This window comes from Thermodesulfatator indicus DSM 15286 (assembly GCF_000217795.1).
GTDB classification, from domain to species: domain Bacteria; phylum Desulfobacterota; class Thermodesulfobacteria; order Thermodesulfobacteriales; family Thermodesulfatatoraceae; genus Thermodesulfatator; species Thermodesulfatator indicus.
The window spans coordinates 1,534,168-1,550,020 of the sequence record NC_015681.1 but is presented as its reverse complement, the minus strand read 5'-3'; the positions used below and the strand labels follow the sequence as shown (position 1 = coordinate 1,550,020).

The following is a 15,853-nucleotide window of genomic DNA, read 5'->3' as shown; positions in this document are numbered from 1 at the left end:
CTTTTAGCTATTACCGCCCTCGACCACGTAAACGCCCTTGCTTCATAAGCCCATCATAATGTCTGGTCAAAAGATGGGCCTCAATTTGGGCCATGGTATCCATAGCCACACCAACTACAATGAGAAGGGCGGTTCCTCCAAAATAAAAAGGTACGTTAAACTCTTTTATCAAAATAGTGGGTAAAACACAAATAGCTGAAATATATAGTGCTCCTATCAACGTAAGCCTAGTAAGTACTTTATCTAAAAATTCTGCCGTAGCTCTACCCGGCCTTATACCAGGAATAAAACCACCTTGTTTCTGAAGATTCTCTGCTACTTCTTGGGGATTAAAGATAATAGCCGTATAGAAATAACAGAAGAAAATAATTAAAACCACAAACAATATTTCATAAAGAAGGCTTCCTGGCTGAAACCAGTGAGTCATTTTTTGAAAAAATTCAAGAGGAACAAAATTAGCTATAGTAGCTGGGAACATAAGCACAGACGAAGCAAAAATAGGAGGGATAACTCCAGCCATGTTAACTTTAAGCGGCAAATAAGTTGTCTGGCCACCTACTATTTGACGACCCACCTGCCTTCGCGCGTAATGGATAGGAATGCGCCTCTGGGCCCGTTCCATGAAAACAGTAAAAGCAACTACAGCTATTATTAAAGCCAAAATAAGAATCAAGACCACAGGAGAAAGTTCGCCGGTTTTAACTAAACGAAAAGTCCTGATCAAAGCGCCTGGGATACCCGCCACAATACCGGCAAAAATCAACATGGAGATACCATTTCCAATCCCGTGTTCAGTTATTTGTTCACCAAGCCACATAAGAAAAATAGTACCAGCAGTCAACGTTATCATAGTAAGTATTTTAAATCCCCAGCCAGGAAAAAGGACAATAGGATCTCCATTAGGAGCAGTCATTCGTTCAAGACCGACGGCAATTCCAAAGCCCTGAATCAAACAAATAGCTACCGTGAGATATCGAGTATAATAGGCTATTTTCCGGCGTCCTTCAGGCCCCTCTTTTTGCATCTCTTTTATAGACGGGAAAACAACGGTAAGTAGTTGTAAAATAATCGAGGCGCTAATGTAGGGCATTATGCCAAGGGCACAAATGGAAAGCCGCCTTAGAGCACCTCCTGAAAACATATCCAAAAAACCGAATATTGTTCCTCCAGCCCGATCAAATAGAGCAGCTAATGCCAAGGTATTTATACCAGGGGTAGGAATTTGGACAGCCACTCTATAAATAGCAAGCGCCGCCAGGAGAAAAAGTATCCTGCGGCGCAACTCTGGAATATTGGCAAGAGTTTCTACACCTCTAGATTGCAACATGAAAAATCTCCTAAAGGGAGATGATCTCTACAGAGCCACCTGCAGCTTCAATCTTTTCTTTAGCTGACTTGGAAATAGCGTGGCACTTAACCTTAATAGCTATAGATATTTCCCCATCTCCCAGGATTTTAAGAGGCTTAGGAGAACCCTTAAGAATTTTAGCCTGGCGTAAAATTTCAGGAGTTACCTCATCACCAGCGGCAAATCTTTTGGCCAAATCCCCAACATTGATAACGGCATATTCCACTCTAAAAGGATTCTTAAAACCTCTTTTTGGTAAACGCCTGAGTATTGGCATCTGGCCGCCTTCAAACCACGGTGGCACTCCACCACCAGTACGTGCTTTTTGCCCTTTGTGGCCTTTAGAAGCCGTCTTACCATGGCCAGAGCCTGGACCACGTCCCACTCTTTTTTCTTTTTTCTTAGACCCCGGAAAAGGGGATAAATTGGAAAGGCTGATTCTTTCAGCCATCGATCTCCTCCACTTTTACTAAATGTTTTACTTTTTCAATCATTCCACGAATGCAAGGATTATCCGGCTTTACTACTGTGTGGCGAATTCGCCTCAAACCTAAAGCCGCAATAGTTCCTCTCTGCTTTTTAGACCACCCATATTTGCTACGCACTAAAGTAATCTTAAGCTGCTTCGCCATGGCCTTCACCTACCACTTCTTCTTTAGGAAGATTACGCTTTTTGGCTACATATTCAGGATCCTGTAAACTTTCAAGGGCCTTAAAAGTAGCCTTAACCACATTATGTGGATTGGTACTTCTAATACACTTGGTTACCACGTCTTTAATGCCCACTGCGTCCATGATGGCTCGAACCGTACCCCCGGCAATAACTCCAGTACCTGGAGGTCCCGGCTTAAGAAGTACCTGAGCAGCACCGTAAATACCTAAAATAGGATGCGGAATGGTGCCATTTATTACGGGTACTTTTATCATATTTTTGCGGGCCTTTTCTAAGGCCTTACGAATGGCATCTGGCACCTCTGGGGCCTTACCTAAGCCATATCCGATACGTCCGGCACCATCTCCCACTACTACCAGAGCAGAAAACCGAAAGCGCCGCCCACCTTTGTGGACCTTAGCCACACGATTTATAAAAATTATCTTCTCTATTAACTGTTCGTTTTCTTTAGGTGATGCCACCAAGGCTCACTCCTCCTTAAAATTAAAACTCTAAACCAGCGGCTCGGGCCCCATCAGCCAGGGCCTTTACGCGACCATGATATTTATAGCCGCTTCTGTCAAAAACCACCTTCTTTATCCCTGCCTCTAGGGCTCGTTGCCCTAAAAATTCTCCTACTACTTTGGCAGCAGCAGTCTTACCGCCTTCTTTCTTGGCCTCAAGGACCTTTTCCCTAATCTGAGGGGTGAGAGAAGACGCTGCTACCAAAGTCTTTCCATGAACATCGTCAATTATTTGGGCATAAATATGTTTACAAGAACGAAAAACCGATAACCGCGGTCTTTCGGGTGTACCGAAAATCTTTTTTCTTACGCGACGTTTTCTCCTAAGCCGTGCCAATACCTTTTTGCTCGTTCTTCCCATAGCCTCTTCACCTTACTCCTATTTCTTTCCGCCTTTTCCGGCTTTACGTAGTATTTTTTCACCAGTGTAACGAATCCCCTTGCCCTTATAAGGCTCAGGAGGCCTAATTTTGCGAATATTTGCTGCTGTTTGCCCTACAAGTTCTTTATCTATACCTTCAAGAATTATCTGAAACTGAACATCTCCAGCCCCACGCTGGACCTTTGCGGAAACGCCTTTAGGTAATTTAAATTCTACCGGATGAGAATAACCTACACTTAAAATTAGAGTATCACCTTTCAGGTCCGCTTTATAACCGAGACCGACTATATCCAGAGACTTGGTAAAACCCTTATAAACTCCCACTACCCAATTATTCAGCAAAGCTCTGGCCAGGCCATGAAATGCCTTTACCTTGGTGGCCAGACGTTTTTGGACTTCAGCAGGAAGTACCTTTACTTCCTTGTCCTCAACTTTTATTTCTACTAGGGGTGGACGTGGCTTCTCAAGTCTCCCCTTAGGACCTTGTACAATAATCTTATCTTCTTTTATCTCCACCTTTACTCCATCAGGCAGAGGAATAGGTTTTCTCCCAATACGTGAAAGCATATTAACTCACCTCTCTCCTACCAAACTTCACAAATAACTTCGCCACCAATACCCCGTTTACGGGCCTCTTTGTCTGTCATAATACCCTGAGAGGTAGAAATTATGGCTATGCCAAAACCGCCTAAAACTTGGGGTAAATCTTCTTTTTTGACGTAAATTCGGCGCCCAGGTTTTGAAACCTTTTTCATGCCGGCAATAACAGGACGTTTCTGCTCGTCATATTTTAATGTTATCTCGATCTTGCCCTGAGGTCCTTCAGGAATAAAACGGAAATCTTCAATATAGCCTTCTTCTTTCAAAATCTTAGCAATGGCCAGCTTCATTTTAGACGCCGGCACCTCTACCGTTTTATGGTGCACCTGACAAGCATTCCGAATGCGAGCCAGCATATCAGCAATTGGATCTGTCATCATGGCCTTTTACTCCTTACCAACTGGCTTTTCTTACACCAGGAATTTTGCCTTGAGAAGCAAGATTCCTAAAACAAATACGACAAAGACCAAAACGGCGTATGTAAGCCCGGGCCCGGCCACAAATAGAACACCTATTGCGCTTGCGCACTCTAAACTTGGGCTCTCTCAAAGCTTTTACAATCTGCGCTTTACGCGGCATGATTCCTCCTATCTCTTGCGTTTAAAAGGCATACCTAAATTTTTAAGAAGCTCAAAAGCCTCTTCGTCTGTCTCCGCAGTAGTTACAAAAGTTATGTTCATACCTTTAATTTTTTCTACTTTATTTGGGTCAACTTCAGGGAAAATAGTATGATCATCGATTCCCATGGTAAAGTTACCTCGCCCGTCAAAACCCCGAGCAGGAACACCGCGAAAATCTCTCACCCGAGGCAAAGCCACGTTGACCAAGCGAGTAAAAAAATCATACATGCGGTTTTTGCGCAAGGTAACCATTACTCCAATAGGCATACCTTCACGCAACTTAAACGCAGCAATAGATTTCCTCGCCCTTCTAATGCTTGGCCGTTGACCAGCAATAATAGCGAGTTCTTCTACTGCCTGGTCTATAATTTTGGGATTTTGAACCGCCTCCCCTAAACCCATATTAAGGACAATTTTTTTCAGACGGGGTACTTCAAGTTTGTTTTTATAACCAAATTTTTCCATAAGCTTTGGAACAACCTCTTCTTCGTAGTATTGCTTGAGCCAGGACATAGCCACCCTACTCCTTCGCCTCTATAATCTCTCCACATTTTTTACACACACGAACCTTAGTGCCATCTTCCAAAAACTTACGTCCAACTTTTACCCCTTTATTACACTTAGGGCAAAACACCATAAGATTGGAAATATGAACCGGAGCAGGCTTTTCTACAATTCCGCCTTCAGTATAAGGGGTAGGCTTCATATGTCTCTTAACAATATTCACCCCTTCTACTATAGCCCGCTGCCTTCTGGGAAAGACCTGTAAAACCTTTCCAATCTTACCTTTGTCTTTTCCCGTAATAACTACTACCTGATCATTCTTTCTAATATGAACCTTAACCTGATGCGGTTTAATATCTCTTCTCTGCTTACTTCTAAAAAATCGCATATCCTAACCCCTTAAAGAACTTCTGGCGCAAGCGAAATAATCTTCATAAATCTTTTAGAACGCAACTCACGACCTACTGGTCCAAAGATACGGGTTCCAATAGGTTCACCCCACTGGTTGATTAACACTGCCGCATTTTCATCAAACCTTATTAAGGTGCCATCAGGGCGTGGTTGTTCTTTTTTGGTGCGAACCACAACCGCCCGTACAACATCTCCAGCTTTAACTTTGGAGTTCGGAAGAGCTTCTTTTACTGAAGCAATAATCACGTCTCCGATGCGAGCATAACGCCGGCCAGCTCCTCCTAGCACCCGAATGCACATTATTTTTTTAGCTCCAGAGTTATCCGCGACGTTTAAATATGACTGTTGCTGAATCATAACCTATCACCACCCTCTCTAAGCTTCCTCTTGGGCCTTTTCTTCTGTGCCTTTGTCTAATACTTTGGCCCGTTCAATAATACTTTTTACGCGCCATCTTTTGTGACGGGAAAGAGGTCTTGTTTCTTCAATTAAAACCTTATCGCCCACCCGACAGGCATTTTCTTCATCATGGGCCATGAACTTTTTACGTCTTTTAATGTATTTTTTATAAATTGGATGCATCTTAAGACGTTCAACCGCTACTACCACGGTTTTGTCCATCTTGTCGCTCACCACTATTCCTACAAAACGCTTTATTCCTTTTTTAGCTTTCTCTGCCATTTTCACGACCCTTTATCTATGAAGTTTTTCCCTGTAATTCTTTTTCACGCATAATAGTAAGAATTCTGGCAATATCTCTTTTTACCTGTCTAATCCTCATAGGATTCTCAAGCTGGTGTATAGACTTCTGAAAGCGCAAATTAAAAAGCTCCTCTCTTAATTCACGCAGCTTGTCTTGAAGTTCCACCACTGACAAACGACGAAGCTCCTTAGGTTTCATACCCTGTCCTCCCGAGAAACAATCTTACACTTGATAGGGAGCTTATCTGCCGCAAGCCGCAATGCCTCCCGCGCTACCTCTTCAGGCACACCTTCAACCTCATAAATAATACGGCCAGGCTTAATAACCGCTACCCAGCCTTCTACACTACCTTTACCTTTCCCCATACGGGTTTCAGCAGGCTTTTTAGTTATAGGCTTGTCGGGAAAGACCCTGATCCAGATCTTGGCCCCCTTTTTGGCGCAACGCACTATGGCCACACGACCTGCTTCAATCTGCTGGGAAGTAAGCCAGCAGTGCTCAAGGGCACGGAGACCAAATTCTCCAAAAGATACTGCGTTTCCGCGCCAGGCCTTTCCGCGGTTACGTCCTTTTTGTTGTTTACGATATTTAACTTTACGCGGTTGTAAATGCATCTTTTATTACCTCCTAGATATTAAGAGGCGCCATTTCCCCTTTTTCAGGTAAAACTTCACCTTTAAATAACCAGACCTTTACTCCAATAACACCGTATTTGGTGTTAGCTTCAGCGAAACCGTAATCAATATCTGCCCGCAAAGTATGAAGAGGCACTCGACCTTCGCGATACCACTCTTTACGAGCAATCTCTGCACCACCAAGACGCCCTTTACACTGGACTCTTATGCCTTGGGCTCCAAACCGCATAGCTAAGGCTACGGCCCTTTTCATAGCCCGCCTAAAAGAAACACGGCGCTCAAGCTGAGTAGCTATATTTTCCGCCACCAACTGGGCATCTAGCTCTGGGCGACGAACTTCAACAATATCTACATGAATTTCTTTGCCACCAGTAAGCTTCTCAAGCTCTTTTTTAAGGGCTTCTATTTCAACACCTTTTTTACCGATGACAATACCCGGGCGAGCTGTGTGTATAATAATGCGTACTTTATTGGCCGCCCGCTCAATTTCTATTTTAGAAATCCCCGCATGTTTAAGCCGGTCTTTTATAAAACGGCGTATACGGTAATCTTCATGTACAAACTTAGGAAAATCGCCTTTAGCAAACCAGCGGGAATCCCAAGTCCTGGTTATCCCTATTCTCAATCCTATGGGATTTACTTTCTGACCCAAAGCTCGCCCTCCTTGCTATTTCTCAGGTTTTTCTTCTACCACCACGGTAATGTGGCTGGTGCGCTTTAAAATCCGGCTAGCCCTACCAAAAGCCCGCGGCCAAAATCTTTTAAGACGCGGACCTTCATCTACATACGCCCTTTTTACATAAAGCTGGTCTGGATCCATCTGATAATTATGTTCTGCATTAGCCACTGCCGATTCCAATACTTTGCGCACCAAACGCGCTCCCTTTTTAGGGGTAAACTGCAAAATTTTCAAGGCCTCATCTACAGATTTGCCGCGAATGAGATCTACCACTAAACGCGCTTTATACGGTGATATACGTACATATTTAGCTTGCGCCCGCGCTTCCATAACTCACTCCTATTTCTTCTTACCTTTTACTTTACCTTTATCAGCAGCATGCCCCCTATACGTCCTCGTAGGGGCAAACTCACCGAGTTTGTGGCCAACCATGTTCTCAGTAACATAAACCGGAATAAATTTATGGCCATTGTGCACGGCGAAGGTCAAGCCCACAAACTCAGGCAAAATAGTTGAGCGTCGGCTCCAAGTCTTGATAACTTTTTTATCTCCAGTCTCAAGGGCCTTACGCACCTTTTTCCAGAGATGTTCATCAACAAATGGCCCTTTCTTCTTTGACCTAGGCATATCTCACCTCTCCTAGCCCTTACGTCTTCTAACAATAAATTTGTCAGAGGGTTTTTTACCTCTAGTTTTAAGCCCTTTGGCTAACTGCCCCCAAGGTGAGCACGGATGACGCCCACCGTGAGTGCGACCTTCACCACCACCCATGGGGTGATCCACCGGGTTCATAGCCACACCGCGCACATGCGGCCTTCTACCCAACCAACGGGAACGCCCGGCCTTCCCTAAAGTTACGTTCTCGTGGTCAATATTGCCTACCTGACCAATTGTAGCCCGGCAGTTAAGGTGAACCATTCTAATTTCACCTGAAGGTAATCTCAAGTGGGCATAATCACCTTCTTTGGCCATAAGCTGAGCAAAAGTTCCCGCCGCTCTGGCCATCTGTCCACCTTTACCTGGCCTTAACTCAATATTGTGAATAATAGTACCAAGCGGGATATTCTTAAGGGGCATACAATTACCCACTTTTACCTCTACGTTTTCCCCAGACATTAAAATATCGCCCACTTTAAGGCCAAGTGGTGCAAGAATATAACGCTTTTCTCCGTCCGCGTAGTGCAAAAGGGCAATATTAGCTGAACGATTAGGGTCATATTCAATAGCCGCTACTTTAGCCGGAATACCATCTTTATTACGTTTAAAATCTATACGACGATAAAGACGTTTATGTCCACCACCTCTAAACCTAACCGTTACCCGACCATATACATTACGCCCGCCGGTCTTCTTCAAAGGCTCAAGAAGAGACTTCTCCGGCTCTTTACCCGGCGTCAAATCCGGGTCTATTACAAAACTCATAAAACGCCGGCCAGGTGATGTTGGCTTACACTTTTTAATCGGCATAACCCTACCCCTTACACTGCTTCAAAAATTTCTATATTGTGCCCGGGGGCAAGACGTACAATAGCCTTTTTACGTAAAGGACGACGCCCTTCAAAACGCCCCATTCTCTTGGGCTTTCCTTTAACTCTGATGGTCTGCACCTTTTCAACCTTCACATCAAAAAGAGTTTCTACCGCCTTTTTGATTTCTATTTTGTTAGCGTCAGGTGCTACCCAAAAAGTCACCTGATTGTTCTTTTCTTTAAGCATCATGGCCTTTTCACTGATAACCGGTTTTAGAATAATTGTTCTTGGATCCTTCATCTTGAAAGCCTCTCTTCGATTTTTGGCAAGGCCTCACGTTTTATAATCAAATATTCGTAGTCCAAAATGTCATAAACATTTAAACCATCTACCGTAAGCACTTTTACTGTGGGCAAATTACGAGCACTCTTTTCAACCACCTCATCTCGCTCAGGAAGTACTACCAAGGCATCTTCTGCCCCAAGCCCTTTTAGAAACTCAACAAACTTTTTAGTCTTAATCTCGTCCAGACCAAAATCATCTACTACTAGAAGCTTTCCTTCCTGAGCCCTAGCCGAAAGCGCCATCTTTAAAGCCAAACGGCGTTCCTTTTTGTTAACTTTAAATTCGTAATCACGAGGCTTAGGACCAAAAACCACTCCACCACCAACCCAATGAGGCGCTCTAATACTCCCTTGACGCGCACGACCTGTTCCCTTCTGACGCCAGGGCTTACGCCCACCACCACGCACCTCACCACGAGTTTTGGTACAAGCAGTTCCTGCTCGCCAGCGGGCCATCTGCCAACGAACTACTTGGTGCAAAAGCCCTACTTTAACCGGCACATTGAAAATATCTTCTCGAAGATTCACTTCGTCCACCTTTTCTTTTTTATTATTAACCACCGCTACCGTGGCCATAATACTTTCTCCTCTACGTGTTAAAATATACGTAAACGTAGCTGTTTACCGAACCAGGCACCGCACCTTTAACTAAAATAACATTCTTCTCAGGTTTAACGTCAACAATGCTTAAGTTTCTGATAGTAACCGTCTCGTTACCGTAGTGCCCAGGCATCTTTTTACCCTTGATTACCCGGCCTGGAAAAGCACTGGCTCCACTTGAACCAGGCTTACGGTGTACCTGTTTAGCACCGTGGCTCATAGGCTGACGCCTAAAACCCCAGCGCTTAATAGCTCCGGTAAACCCCCGACCCTTACTTTTTCCGGTAACCTTGATCTTTTTACCAGGCTCAATAGAAAGATCGGCTAAAGTGATAACCTGCCCAGGTGAAAAGGCTTCAGGGTCATCTACTTTAAATTCTTTCAATACATAAAAGCCATGATCAAGCCCGGCTTTGGTAAAATGCCCTTGCATGGGTTTGTTTAGCTTGGTCAACTTTTTGGGCTTAAAACCCAACTGCACGGCATTATATCCATCACGGTCTTGTGTTTTTACCTGCACCACCGTACAGGGGCCAAGCTCTATTACCGTCACCGGAACCGCTTCCCCTGAAGGGGTAAATATACGGGTCATTCCTAATTTTTTTCCAATTAGTCCTTGAACCATAGACATCTCTCACACCCCTTAGAGCTTGATTTCCACTTCAACCCCGGCAGGGAGCTCAAGCTGCATCAACGCGTCAATAGTCTGCTGGGTTGGCTCAAGTATATCGAGCAGCCGCTTGTGGGTCCGAATCTCAAATTGCTCCCGCGAATTTTTGTCAATATGCGGTGAACGAAGCACCGTCCAACGACTTATTTTAGTCGGAAGCGGAATAGGACCCACTACCCTTGCTCCGGTATCACGTGCCGTACGCACAATCTCTGCCACTGAATGATCAAGTATCTTATGATCAAACGCCTTTAATTTTATTCGTATTTTCTGGGTCGGGACTATCATGACCGGACCTCAAGCCTCCTAAAACTATTCCAAAATCTTGGTAACAACACCAGCACCTACCGTGCGGCCACCTTCTCTTATCGCAAAACGCAAACCCTCTTCCATCGCCACCGGCTTTATCAACTGTACCTCAAACTCCACATTGTCTCCCGGCATCACCATCTCTACTCCCTCTGGCAACGTCACTACTCCTGTTACATCCGTCGTCCTAAAATAAAACTGTGGCCTATATCCATTGAAAAACGGCGTGTGCCGCCCTCCCTCTTCCTTCGTCAATATATATACCTCCGCCTTAAACTTGGTGTGCGGCGTGATACTACCAGGCTTTGCTAATACCTGACCCCTCTCTACCTCGTCCTTCCCTACTCCTCTTAACAATATCCCTACGTTGTCTCCAGGAAGTCCCTCATCAAGTATCTTCCTGAACATCTCTACACTAGTCGCCACTGTCTTTATCGTCGGCCTAAGCCCTACTATCTCTACTTCATCTCCAGGCCTTATCACTCCTCTTTCTACCCTACCTGTCACCACCGTCCCTCGTCCACTTATGCTGAATACGTCCTCAACCGGCATCAAGAACGGCTTGTCTACCTCCCTCTTGGGCTCAGGTATATACTCATCTACCGCCTTCATTAATTCCCATATCTTCCCACACCACTCACAATCCTCCTTCCCACATCCACACTCTAGCGCCTTTAACGCACTCCCCCTTATCACCGGCACATCGTCTCCAGGAAAATCATACTTAGAAAGCAACTCCCGAATCTCAAGCTCTACCAACTCCAAAAGCTCTTCGTCATCTACCATGTCAACTTTGTTCATAAATACCACGATAGCCGGAACGTTAACCTGACGCGCCAACAATATGTGCTCACGGGTCTGCGGCATAGGACCATCAGTGGCCGCTACTACCAAAATAGCTCCGTCCATCTGTGCCGCTCCCGTAATCATGTTCTTGATATAGTCAGCGTGCCCAGGACAGTCCACGTGGGCATAGTGGCGCTTCTCTGTCTCATACTCAACGTGCGCCAACTGAATGGTAATCCCCCTCTGCTTCTCCTCAGGCGCACGGTCAATATTATCAAACGGAATCCATTCCGCCCAACCCTTGGTAGAAAGCACCCTGGTTATGGCACTGGTCAATGTCGTTTTTCCGTGGTCAATGTGACCAATCGTCCCAATGTTTAAATGCGGCTTACGCCTCTCAAACTTCTGCTTACTCATTTCCTCTCCTCCTTTACGCTGCTAACTTAGACTTACGGACAATCTCTTCCGCCAGGGCCTCAGGCAATTTTTCATAGTGCGAGAACTGCATGGTAAAGGTTGCTCGGCCCTGTGTCTTAGAACGAAGTTCTGTAGCATATCCAAACATTTCTGCCAAGGGGACAAGGGCTTTTATTACCCTTACGCCAGGACGCTGTTCCATCCCCTGGACCTTACCCCTACGAGAAGAAATGTCTCCCAAAACATCACCAAGATATTCTTCAGGAGTGACTACCTCAAGTTTCATAATGGGCTCAAGGAGAATAGGCTTAGCCTTCTGAGCCGCATCTTTAAAAGCCATGGAACCAGCAATAGCAAACGCAATTTCTGAAGAGTCAACTTCGTGGTAGCTACCATCAACAAGGCGAACTTTAACGTCAACCATTGGATAACCCGCCACTACACCCTGCTCCATGGCCTCTTTAACCCCTTTTTCTACAGCAGGTATAAACTCTTTAGGAATAGCCCCTCCCACAATTTCAGATATAAACTCAAAGCCCTTTTCGGGATTTGGTTCAATAACGATTTTTACGTGACCATACTGACCGCGACCACCTGTCTGCTTGATATATTTCCCTTCAGCTTCAGCAGAAGCGGTTATGGTTTCACGATAGGCTACTTCAGGTTTACCAACGTTTGCCTGAACTTTAAACTCACGGGTAAGACGGTCAACAATGATCTCCAGGTGAAGCTCGCCCATCCCCCAAATAAGGGTCTGACCGGTCTCATGATCTGTCACCACCCGGAAAGACGGATCTTCAAGGGCAATTTTTTGAAGGGCAACCGAAAGCTTTTCCTGGTCAGCCTTGGTTTTCGGCTCAATAGCCACCGAAATAACCGGCTCTGGGATCTCTAGAGACTCAAGCTCTATTGGATGATTTTCATCACAAAGGGTATCACCAGTAGTGGTATTTCTCAAACCAAGGGCCGCCACGATATCACCAGCTTCTGCTTCGGTAATTTCTTCACGGCGATTGGCATGCATACGCACCAAACGGCCAATACGTTCACGCTTGCCCTTAGTCGCGTTATAAACGCTCATGCCCGTTTCAATTTTTCCAGAATAAATACGCAAGAAAGTAAGAGTTCCCACGTAGGGGTCAGTCATAATCTTAAAAGCCAAAGCAGCAAGAGGAGCATCTGGGTCGGTAATACGCTCTTCTACTTCACCAGTTTCAGGATTAACTCCTTTAACCGGTGGAATATCTAAAGGAGAAGGTAGATAATCTATAATAGCGTCGAGCAGAGGCTGAACACCTTTATTTTTAAAAGCAGAACCACAAAGAACCGGCACCAACTGAAGCTTCACGGCACCTTCGCGAAGAGCTTCGCGAATTTCTTTAGGAGAAATTTCTTCACCTTCAAGGTATTTGATCATTATATCTTCGCTGACATCAGCCAAAGCCTCAAGCATGCGATTACGAAACTCTTCAGCTTTGTCTTTTAATTCAGCGGGGATTTCTTCTTCGTGAAAGCGTGCCCCAAGAGTAGATTCATCCCAAACGATGGCCTTCATCTCAACCAGATCGATAACTCCACGGAAATCTTCTTCCGCTCCATAAGGGATCTGGATAGCCACCGGATTAGCACCCAAGCGAGACTTCATTTGCTCAAGAACAGCCTCAAAATTGGCCCCCACACGGTCCATCTTGTTAACGAAAGTGATACGGGGAACGCCATACTTGTCAGCCTGGCGCCAAACCGTTTCAGACTGAGGTTCAACACCGCCAACCGCACAGAAGATAACTACGGCTCCGTCAAGTACGCGTAGAGCACGTTCAACCTCTACCGTAAAGTCCACGTGACCAGGGGTATCAATGATGTTAATTCGGTGATCCCGCCAGAAGCAAGTAGTGCAAGCAGAAGTGATAGTAATTCCCCTTTCCTGCTCCTGGGGCATATAGTCCATAGTAGCCGTACCTTCGTGAACTTCACCAATCTTGTGGGTACGGCCGGTATAATAAAGGATACGCTCAGTAGTTGTAGTTTTTCCGGCGTCAATATGCGCAACAATACCAATGTTTCTCGTTTTCTTAAGTTTGGCCAAGGATTCCTTATTCATCCTCTCTTAACCCCTTATTACCTTGTATTCACAAACAAAAATTTAAACATAAAGAATGGGGAAACTTTTATAAAAGTCTCCCCATTCTTTGAAAATGGGTATCTAAATTATTACCACCGATAGTGAGCAAAGGCCCGGTTAGCCTCTGCCATCCGGTGGGTATCTTCTCTTTTCTTAATGGCTGCGCCGCGATTATTGTAAGCGTCCCAGAGCTCTCCCGCAAGCCTTTCTACCATCGTTTTTTCAGGACGCTCACGTGCAGCCAAAATTATCCAGCGTATAGCCAGAGTGCGCTGACGCTCGGGCCGTACCTCTACAGGCACTTGATACGTTGCCCCCCCCACTCTTCTTGAGCGGGTCTCAAGCAAAGGCTTAACGTTTTCTACTGCCTTTTCAAAAATTTGCAAGGGGTCTTCCCCTCCGCTCTTTTCGCGCAAAAGCTCCATGGCTCCATAAAAAATACGACGAGCCACACTTTTTTTGCCATCAAGCATCAAACGATTAATAAAACGAGCCACCAATTCGCTTCCGTATTTAGGATCAGGCGGCACTTCTCTTTTTGGTACAGGTCCTTTTCGTGGCATAGTTCCTACCCTTTTTATTTAGGTCTTTTAGCTCCGTATTTAGAACGAGACTTACGACGATCCTGAACACCTGCGGCGTCAAGAGCGCCACGAATAATCTTGTAACGAACACCAGGGAGGTCTTTAACACGACCACCACGCACCAGAACTACCGAGTGCTCTTGAAGATTATGACCAATCCCTGGAATATAAGCCGTAACTTCTATACCATTAGTCAAACGCACACGGGCTACTTTACGAAGCGCCGAGTTCGGCTTCTTAGGAGTAGTAGTATAAACACGAGTACAAACCCCGCGACGCTGCGGGCACCCCATAAGCGCCGGAGACTTTGACTTTGTCTTTCTCTTTTCACGACCAAGCCTTATCAACTGGTTAATCGTTGGCATATTTAAACCTCACCAAACAAAAATATAACCCACGGCCTTTCTTTGTGGGCCGAAAATTTATAACGACCTCTTTGCTTTTTGTCAAGGGCTAAGTTTAAGAACTAATGCCCAGCCAGAAGGCAAAAGGAATTATATAACAACTTTTCTATCTTGTCACCAAGTTTTAACATTTTTTAACCCTAATCATCATCTTCATGTTCTTCTTCATGAATATCGTGATCTTCGTCATCATAATGTTCATCGTCCTCATCATAATAATCTTTTTCAAGTTCTTCTCTATTTCTTTCCTCAAACTGGTGCTCTTTTTCTTCAATTTCGCCAAGATGGATTTGAGTTCCAAGTAAAGGAAGACGGGTGGATACTGTTGCAGGATTATAATTAGCAATAAGCCCGAGGGCCCATCCCCCTGTCAAAATAAGAAAAACCAAAGCTGTTAACGGGTGCGAAGATGATATGCCCTCTTTCTCATCTCCTGTTTTCTTGCCATGGATCATACTAGCCGCAATATTTTCTTTATGGCGTAAACTGTACAATACCACCCCAGAAATATGAGCTAGGACAACAAAAAGCATTATATAGGCCAGAAACTCGTGTAAGTCTTCAGCTGATTCATTTCCCAGGCCAATCATGACTCCTGTGATGGCCAGCAAAATAATAAGAACAAACATAGCTAAGCTGGCATAAGCAGAACCAGGATTATGCCCTACATATTTTGGTCCACTGCCTCGCAATATCCCTTTAAAATATTCAATAACTTTTTGGGGACTGAAAATGAATGTTTTTAAACGAACGTGTTTAGGCCCAACCAAACCCCATATAATTCTAAAAAAACCATAAAAGCGATTATTAAGCCTAAAATAGCGTGATAGGGAAATAAAGGGTTATGTTCTCCGGCAAAGAAAGCTAAAACAGCTGCTCCAATAAAACCTAAGGCTAGTCCCCAATGAAATAATCTTGTTGGCAAATCCCATATCAAAACTCGAGTTTTCTTTTTCATTTTTCCTGCTCTAAAAATTTTTATTCTAAATTCTACTAAACAAATAGGAATTTGAAACGCTAAATTTTTTAACTCAACTATTACCTGGGGGTAGCTTAAATTTATTCAAAAAAAAGAATTAAAAAGCTATCT

28 protein-coding genes are annotated in these 15,853 nt (G+C 44.6%); all 28 read right to left on the bottom strand.

Annotated features, from left to right (window positions below; translation table 11 throughout):
* Positions 1-10: 10 nt before the first annotated feature.
* The 28 genes from secY to THEIN_RS11680 all read right to left on the bottom strand — a co-directional run bounded on the left by secY (position 11) and on the right by THEIN_RS11680 (position 15,721).
* Positions 11-1,327 (bottom strand): preprotein translocase subunit SecY, encoded by a 1,317-nt coding sequence (gene secY, locus THEIN_RS07550; protein ID WP_013908087.1) that lies wholly within the window; start codon positions 1,325-1,327, stop codon positions 11-13.
* Positions 1,328-1,337: 10 nt separating this feature from the next.
* The gene (rplO, locus tag THEIN_RS07545; RefSeq protein ID WP_041435206.1) at positions 1,338-1,787 is read right to left on the bottom strand and encodes a 50S ribosomal protein L15; all 450 of its coding nucleotides are present in this window, start codon (positions 1,785-1,787) and stop codon (positions 1,338-1,340) included.
* Positions 1,788-1,791: 4 nt separating this feature from the next.
* The gene (gene rpmD / locus THEIN_RS07540) at positions 1,792-1,980 is read right to left on the bottom strand and encodes a 50S ribosomal protein L30 (protein WP_013908085.1); all 189 of its coding nucleotides are present in this window, start codon (positions 1,978-1,980) and stop codon (positions 1,792-1,794) included.
* A complete protein-coding gene (rpsE, locus tag THEIN_RS07535; protein WP_013908084.1) occupies positions 1,964-2,485 on the bottom strand; it encodes a 30S ribosomal protein S5 in 522 nt (173 codons plus the stop codon). Before rpsE ends, rpmD begins: the two co-directional genes overlap by 17 nt.
* Before the next feature lie 19 nt (positions 2,486-2,504).
* A complete protein-coding gene (gene rplR / locus THEIN_RS07530; RefSeq protein WP_013908083.1) occupies positions 2,505-2,885 on the bottom strand; it encodes a 50S ribosomal protein L18 in 381 nt (126 codons plus the stop codon).
* 18 nt (positions 2,886-2,903) lie between these two features.
* Positions 2,904-3,473 carry a 50S ribosomal protein L6 gene (rplF, locus tag THEIN_RS07525; protein ID WP_013908082.1) on the bottom strand — a complete coding sequence of 190 codons (570 nt, stop codon included), beginning with the start codon at positions 3,471-3,473 and terminating at the stop codon, positions 2,904-2,906.
* A gap of 17 nt (positions 3,474-3,490) precedes the next feature.
* Positions 3,491-3,886, bottom strand: a complete 396-nt coding sequence (rpsH, locus tag THEIN_RS07520) for a 30S ribosomal protein S8 (protein ID WP_013908081.1) — start codon at positions 3,884-3,886, stop codon at positions 3,491-3,493.
* 13 nt (positions 3,887-3,899) lie between these two features.
* Complete coding sequence (locus tag THEIN_RS07515) at positions 3,900-4,085, bottom strand: type Z 30S ribosomal protein S14 (protein WP_013908080.1); 186 nt, start codon at positions 4,083-4,085, stop codon at positions 3,900-3,902.
* 8 nt (positions 4,086-4,093) lie between these two features.
* Positions 4,094-4,639, bottom strand: coding sequence for a 50S ribosomal protein L5 (gene rplE, locus THEIN_RS07510; RefSeq protein WP_013908079.1), 546 nt, complete (start codon positions 4,637-4,639; stop codon positions 4,094-4,096).
* A 7-nt stretch (positions 4,640-4,646) separates the two neighbouring features.
* On the bottom strand, positions 4,647-5,018 hold the full coding sequence (gene rplX, locus THEIN_RS07505; RefSeq protein WP_013908078.1) for a 50S ribosomal protein L24: 372 nt from the start codon (positions 5,016-5,018) through the stop codon (positions 4,647-4,649).
* Positions 5,019-5,029: 11 nt separating this feature from the next.
* Entirely contained in the window at positions 5,030-5,398 is a 369-nt protein-coding gene (rplN, locus tag THEIN_RS07500) for a 50S ribosomal protein L14 (protein WP_013908077.1), read from the bottom strand.
* A gap of 18 nt (positions 5,399-5,416) precedes the next feature.
* Positions 5,417-5,722, bottom strand: a complete 306-nt coding sequence (rpsQ, locus tag THEIN_RS07495; protein ID WP_013908076.1) for a 30S ribosomal protein S17 — start codon at positions 5,720-5,722, stop codon at positions 5,417-5,419.
* A gap of 16 nt (positions 5,723-5,738) precedes the next feature.
* Positions 5,739-5,942 carry a 50S ribosomal protein L29 gene (rpmC, locus tag THEIN_RS07490; RefSeq protein ID WP_013908075.1) on the bottom strand — a complete coding sequence of 68 codons (204 nt, stop codon included), beginning with the start codon at positions 5,940-5,942 and terminating at the stop codon, positions 5,739-5,741.
* Positions 5,939-6,358: a 50S ribosomal protein L16 gene (gene rplP, locus THEIN_RS07485; RefSeq protein ID WP_013908074.1), complete on the bottom strand. Its 420-nt coding sequence runs from the start codon at positions 6,356-6,358 to the stop codon at positions 5,939-5,941. Before rplP ends, rpmC begins: the two co-directional genes overlap by 4 nt.
* Positions 6,359-6,371: 13 nt before the next feature.
* Complete coding sequence (gene rpsC, locus THEIN_RS07480; protein ID WP_013908073.1) at positions 6,372-7,031, bottom strand: 30S ribosomal protein S3; 660 nt, start codon at positions 7,029-7,031, stop codon at positions 6,372-6,374.
* Positions 7,032-7,046: 15 nt separating this feature from the next.
* On the bottom strand, positions 7,047-7,388 hold the full coding sequence (gene rplV / locus THEIN_RS07475; protein ID WP_013908072.1) for a 50S ribosomal protein L22: 342 nt from the start codon (positions 7,386-7,388) through the stop codon (positions 7,047-7,049).
* Positions 7,389-7,397: 9 nt separating this feature from the next.
* A complete protein-coding gene (gene rpsS, locus THEIN_RS07470) occupies positions 7,398-7,685 on the bottom strand; it encodes a 30S ribosomal protein S19 (RefSeq protein WP_013908071.1) in 288 nt (95 codons plus the stop codon).
* A gap of 12 nt (positions 7,686-7,697) precedes the next feature.
* Positions 7,698-8,525 (bottom strand): 50S ribosomal protein L2, encoded by an 828-nt coding sequence (rplB, locus tag THEIN_RS07465; protein WP_013908070.1) that lies wholly within the window; start codon positions 8,523-8,525, stop codon positions 7,698-7,700.
* Between the two features lie 11 nt (positions 8,526-8,536).
* Positions 8,537-8,827 (bottom strand): 50S ribosomal protein L23, encoded by a 291-nt coding sequence (rplW, locus tag THEIN_RS07460; protein WP_013908069.1) that lies wholly within the window; start codon positions 8,825-8,827, stop codon positions 8,537-8,539.
* Complete coding sequence (rplD, locus tag THEIN_RS07455) at positions 8,824-9,447, bottom strand: 50S ribosomal protein L4 (RefSeq protein WP_013908068.1); 624 nt, start codon at positions 9,445-9,447, stop codon at positions 8,824-8,826. Before rplD ends, rplW begins: the two co-directional genes overlap by 4 nt.
* A gap of 13 nt (positions 9,448-9,460) precedes the next feature.
* Entirely contained in the window at positions 9,461-10,096 is a 636-nt protein-coding gene (gene rplC / locus THEIN_RS07450) for a 50S ribosomal protein L3 (protein ID WP_013908067.1), read from the bottom strand.
* Between the two features lie 18 nt (positions 10,097-10,114).
* Positions 10,115-10,429 (bottom strand): 30S ribosomal protein S10, encoded by a 315-nt coding sequence (gene rpsJ / locus THEIN_RS07445; RefSeq protein WP_013908066.1) that lies wholly within the window; start codon positions 10,427-10,429, stop codon positions 10,115-10,117.
* A gap of 24 nt (positions 10,430-10,453) precedes the next feature.
* Complete coding sequence (tuf, locus tag THEIN_RS07440) at positions 10,454-11,653, bottom strand: elongation factor Tu (protein ID WP_013908065.1); 1,200 nt, start codon at positions 11,651-11,653, stop codon at positions 10,454-10,456.
* 13 nt (positions 11,654-11,666) lie between these two features.
* Positions 11,667-13,754 carry an elongation factor G gene (gene fusA / locus THEIN_RS07435; protein ID WP_013908064.1) on the bottom strand — a complete coding sequence of 696 codons (2,088 nt, stop codon included), beginning with the start codon at positions 13,752-13,754 and terminating at the stop codon, positions 11,667-11,669.
* A gap of 110 nt (positions 13,755-13,864) precedes the next feature.
* Complete coding sequence (gene rpsG / locus THEIN_RS07430) at positions 13,865-14,338, bottom strand: 30S ribosomal protein S7 (protein ID WP_013908063.1); 474 nt, start codon at positions 14,336-14,338, stop codon at positions 13,865-13,867.
* Positions 14,339-14,352: 14 nt separating this feature from the next.
* Positions 14,353-14,724, bottom strand: coding sequence for a 30S ribosomal protein S12 (rpsL, locus tag THEIN_RS07425; protein WP_013908062.1), 372 nt, complete (start codon positions 14,722-14,724; stop codon positions 14,353-14,355).
* Between the two features lie 179 nt (positions 14,725-14,903).
* Positions 14,904-15,533: a cytochrome b/b6 domain-containing protein gene (locus THEIN_RS11685; protein WP_052299058.1), complete on the bottom strand. Its 630-nt coding sequence runs from the start codon at positions 15,531-15,533 to the stop codon at positions 14,904-14,906.
* Complete coding sequence (locus tag THEIN_RS11680; protein WP_052299057.1) at positions 15,506-15,721, bottom strand: hypothetical protein; 216 nt, start codon at positions 15,719-15,721, stop codon at positions 15,506-15,508. The genes THEIN_RS11685 and THEIN_RS11680 overlap by 28 nt, the downstream gene beginning before the upstream one ends.
* Between the last annotated feature and the right edge of the window lie 132 nt (positions 15,722-15,853).